Origin of the sequence: Streptomyces sp. MnatMP-M17, assembly GCF_900091995.1 — a bacterium.
Classification (GTDB): Bacteria; Actinomycetota; Actinomycetes; order Streptomycetales; family Streptomycetaceae; genus Streptomyces.
Window position 1 is genome coordinate 1 of record NZ_FMDK01000678.1, and the last position, 4,055, is coordinate 4,055.

Annotated in this window: 2 protein-coding genes and 1 pseudogene; 2 read left to right on the forward strand and 1 reads right to left on the reverse strand. The window is 69.9% G+C overall.

The window, feature by feature from the left end:
* Positions 1 to 1,064, forward strand: a pseudogene (locus GA0115259_RS28080) (hypothetical protein); the annotation flags it as partial.
* 55 nt (positions 1,065 to 1,119) lie between these two features.
* Here the strand turns inward: GA0115259_RS28080 and GA0115259_RS28085 are convergent.
* Positions 1,120 to 1,569 carry a hypothetical protein gene (locus GA0115259_RS28085; RefSeq protein ID WP_093602229.1) on the reverse strand — a complete coding sequence of 150 codons (450 nt, stop codon included), beginning with the start codon at positions 1,567 to 1,569 and terminating at the stop codon, positions 1,120 to 1,122.
* Between the two features lie 436 nt (positions 1,570 to 2,005).
* Between GA0115259_RS28085 and GA0115259_RS28090 the strand changes: the two genes are divergently transcribed.
* Positions 2,006 to 4,055: sensor histidine kinase (locus tag GA0115259_RS28090; protein WP_093602231.1), on the forward strand; the 2,050-nt coding region annotated here is incomplete at its 3' end.

Consider the following 4,055-nt stretch of genomic DNA (forward strand, 5'->3'; position numbering starts at 1 on the left):
ATCCCGGCGGCCTGCCGGAGGCGCGGCTCGCCACGGCCGAGGCCCGCCGCTCACTGCGCGCCTGTGCCGCCGACCTCTCCGCCGCCGAGGCCGGTGTACGGGAAGCCTGCGATGTGCTCGTACGGCACGCCAACGCGACCCGCTACGAACAGGTGCGCACGCCCGCGCGCCACCAGATCCGCGAACTGCCCGCGTCCGCGCTGCCCGAGCACGCCGCGTCCTGGGCCCAGGCCTTCGCGCCCAGGCTGCGCGTGCTGACGGACGAACTGGCACAGCTCGAACGCAATCGAGACTCGATTGTCGACCGGCTGCGCGGTCTGGTCGAGTCCGCGCTGACGACGCTCCGCTCGGCCCAGCGGCTCTCCCGGCTGCCCGAAGGGCTCGGGGAGTGGTCGGGCCAGGAGTTCCTGCGGATCCGCTTCGAGGAGCCGGACCGGGCGGCGCTCATCGAGCGGCTCGGCGAGGTCGTGGACGAGGCCACCCGCGCCGCCCTCAAGAAGAACTCCGATCTGCGCAGGGACGGAATGTCCCTGCTGCTGCGCGGTGTTCAGGCGGCGCTCCAGCCCAAGGGAGTCGCGGTCGAGATCCTCAAGCCCGACGCCGTACTGCGCGCCGAGCGGGTCCCGGTCGGACAGATGGGCGATGTCTTCTCCGGCGGCCAGCTGCTGACCGCCGCGATCGCGCTGTACTGCACGATGGCCGCCCTGCGCAGCAATGACCGGGGCCGCGACAAGCACCGCCACGCGGGCACGCTCTTCCTCGACAATCCGATCGGCCGCGCCAACGCCACCTATCTGCTGGAGCTCCAGCGCGCGGTCTCGGACGCCCTGGGCGTACAACTCCTCTACACCACCGGTCTCTTCGACACGACGGCGCTCGCGGAATTCCCGCTGGTCATCCGGCTGCGCAATGACGCGGATCTGCGCGCGGGGCTCAAATACATCAGCGTCGAGGAGCATCTGCGCCCAGGACTGCCCCAGCCGGACCCGGACGGCGAGCCCGTGCACGGCGAGATCACCGCGACGCGGATGTTCAAACGGACGCCGGAGCCCATCACCGAGTGACGGCCCATCGCCGAGCGACGAGAGCCTGTCATGGAGCGCCGCTACGGCGGCGCGCTCAGGCCTCGCTCAGTCTGTTCTGATGCCGCCGACTCCGCCGCCGTATCCGCGCGGCCTCACGCGCCGCGCTTCTCGCCGCGCGTCTGGCCCTGCGCCGCTCCCTGCGGAGCTGCCGAGCCGTGCTGCTCGGCGCCGAGACCACACCATGGCGCTGGTTCCACACCTGGCGTGTGACCCATACGTCCAGCACGCCCCAGGTCGCCACCACCGTGGAGGCCACACTGCTCAGCACCATCGGAAACGCCAGCCAGGAGCCCGCGAGCGTGCTGAGAAAGGCAACCATGGCCTGAATCAGTGTCACCGCCGCTATGATCACCGCCCGCACGGCCGCCGTTCTGACCGGATCCGGCATGCGATACCGCGCCGCGGGCTCCTCGACCCAGAGCCCCCGGGACACCTCCGCGATCCCACCCGCCGACGCCGCGTCACGCCGCTCATCCGTCTCCATGGACGTCACTCCCCAACCTGTCCACTGTCCGACTCAAGGGTGATTGCCCGTCTCGTCGCGCTTCACGCCGGCCATGGAACCGAATGTGATGCGCGAACCCCCCGCGGCGCTCTCCGCTTCCCCTGATCCCCGTCAGATCCCGTCTGATCCCCGCACACAAGGACGAATGACGGCGCCTGAAGATTCCCGGAGAAGCACCGACCGAATGATTCAAGCCAACTGGCTCGGCGGGTAGCCGTCGTTGAGGCCCGCTCTCGAACTTCTCGTGACGGACGTCATCTCACCGAAAAACAGGACAACTCGTGATCAAGGCGCCATGCGGCGGTCGAAAATCATCCGGACGTGTCTTCGAGTTGCCGGTGTGACAGTAGTAGGCTCGCGCCGTTTGCTGACGGAGTATCTCCCGCACCGGGCGGGGATCGAGCTGGGGGAGGCCATGCGCTTTCGCGGGAAATCCATCCGCCGGAAGATCGTGGCGCTGCTGCTCGTGCCGCTCGTCGCGCTCACTGTCATGTGGGCCTTCATCTCCGTCCTCACCGGCAGCCAGGCCAACCAGCTCCTCGACGTCGGCCAAGTCATCAAGAAGGTCGGCCACCCTGTCGAGGACGCGATCCTCGTCCTCCAGAGCGAGCGCCGGCAGACACTCATCTATCTCTCCGACCCGCGCGCTGCGGATTCGCTGACCGAACTCCGCAGCCGCCGGGCCGACACCGACGCGGCCCTGGCCCTCGTCAAGAAGAACGCCACTCTCAGTGTCCGCGACCGGATGGATCCCACCACGTCCGAGCGGTTCACCATCCTCACGGGGGCCCTGGACGGCCTCGACCTGATGCGCCGCTCCGTGGACGAGAGCACCGTCACCCGTGAGCGGGCGCTGGACTTCTACAACCAGCTCGTCGATCCCGGTCACACCTTCCTGGCGTCCCTGTACGGCCACCAGGACGTGGACGGCGACAACTGGGGCCGGGCGCTGGTCGGTCTCGGCCGCGCCAAGGAGATGCTCTCCCGCGAGGACGCGGTGGTCGCCTCCGCGCTGACCGCGCGCAGACTCACCGCCACGGACATCCGCTCGCTCTCCGATCTGGTCGCCGGCCGCACCGTGCTCTACCAGACGAACCTCTCCGACCTACCGCTCACGGACCGTGTGACGCTCGAACAGTACTGGCGCACACCGGCCACGCTCGCACTGCGCCAGACCGAGGACGACCTCGTCGAGGCCGGGCCCTCCGACAATCCCAAAGCCGTCGACATGGCGCACTGGCAGAAGATGACCGCGCCGGTCCTGGAGGACCTCACCAGCGAGAGCGCCAAGGCCGACGCCCTCTACCGGGCCCATATCGACCCGGTGCGCCAGGAGGTCTTCGTCCGACTCATCCTGGCCGGCACCGTGGGCTTTGTCGCGCTCCTCGTCTCCGTGATCGTGTCCGTACGCGTCGGCCGCGACCTGGTCCGTGACCTCACCCAGCTCCGCAAGGAGGCCCACGAGGTCTCCGGCGTCAGACTGCCCAGCGTCATGCGCAGGCTCGCCGCGGGCGAGCAGGTCGACGTGGAGACCGAGGCGCCGCGGCTCGACTACGAACGGGACGAGGTCGGCCAGGTCGGCCAGGCGCTCAACACGCTCCAGCGCGCCGCCGTCGAGGCCGCCGTCAAGCAGGCCGACCTCCGGCGCGGCGTCTCCGAGGTGTTCGTCAACCTCGCCCGCCGCAACCAGGTCCTCCTCCACCGTCAGCTCACGCTCCTGGACACCATGGAGCGCCGTACGGAGGACACCGAGGAGCTCGCCGACCTCTTCCGGCTCGACCACCTCACCACCCGTATGCGCCGGCACGCCGAAGGCCTGGTGATCCTCTCCGGAGCCGCGCCCTCACGGCAGTGGCGCAAGCCCGTCCAGCTCATGGACGTGGTACGGGCCGCCGTGGCCGAGGTCGAGGACTACGAGCGCATCGAGGTCCGCAGGCTGCCCAGGATCGGCGTCGGCGGCCCGGCGGTCGCCGACCTCACGCATCTCATCGCCGAACTCCTGGAGAACGCCACGGTGTTCTCACCGCCGCACACCGCGGTCCAGGTGCACGGCGAGCGGGTCGCCAACGGCTTCACCCTGGAGATCCACGACCGCGGCCTCGGGATGGCGCCCGAAGTGCTGCTCGACGCGAATCTGCGGCTCGCGGAGACTCCCGAGTTCGAACTGTCCGACACCGACCGGCTGGGCCTCTTCGTGGTCAGTCGGCTCGCCCAGCGGCAGAACGTACGCGTCTCGCTCCAGCCCTCTCCGTACGGCGGCACCACCGCGATCGTCTTCCTGCCCGTCGCACTGCTGACCGACGCGCCCGAGACCGAGGGCACCGGCTTCCGACTCGACCGCAAGAGGACCGCGGGCGGCGGACGCCATCGCGCCGACGGCGGCACCGGCCGGCGCACCGCGCTGGCGCAGGTCCCCACCGGGCGCGGCAGCGGCCCGTCCGTGCTCGACGGCCCGGGCGAACTGG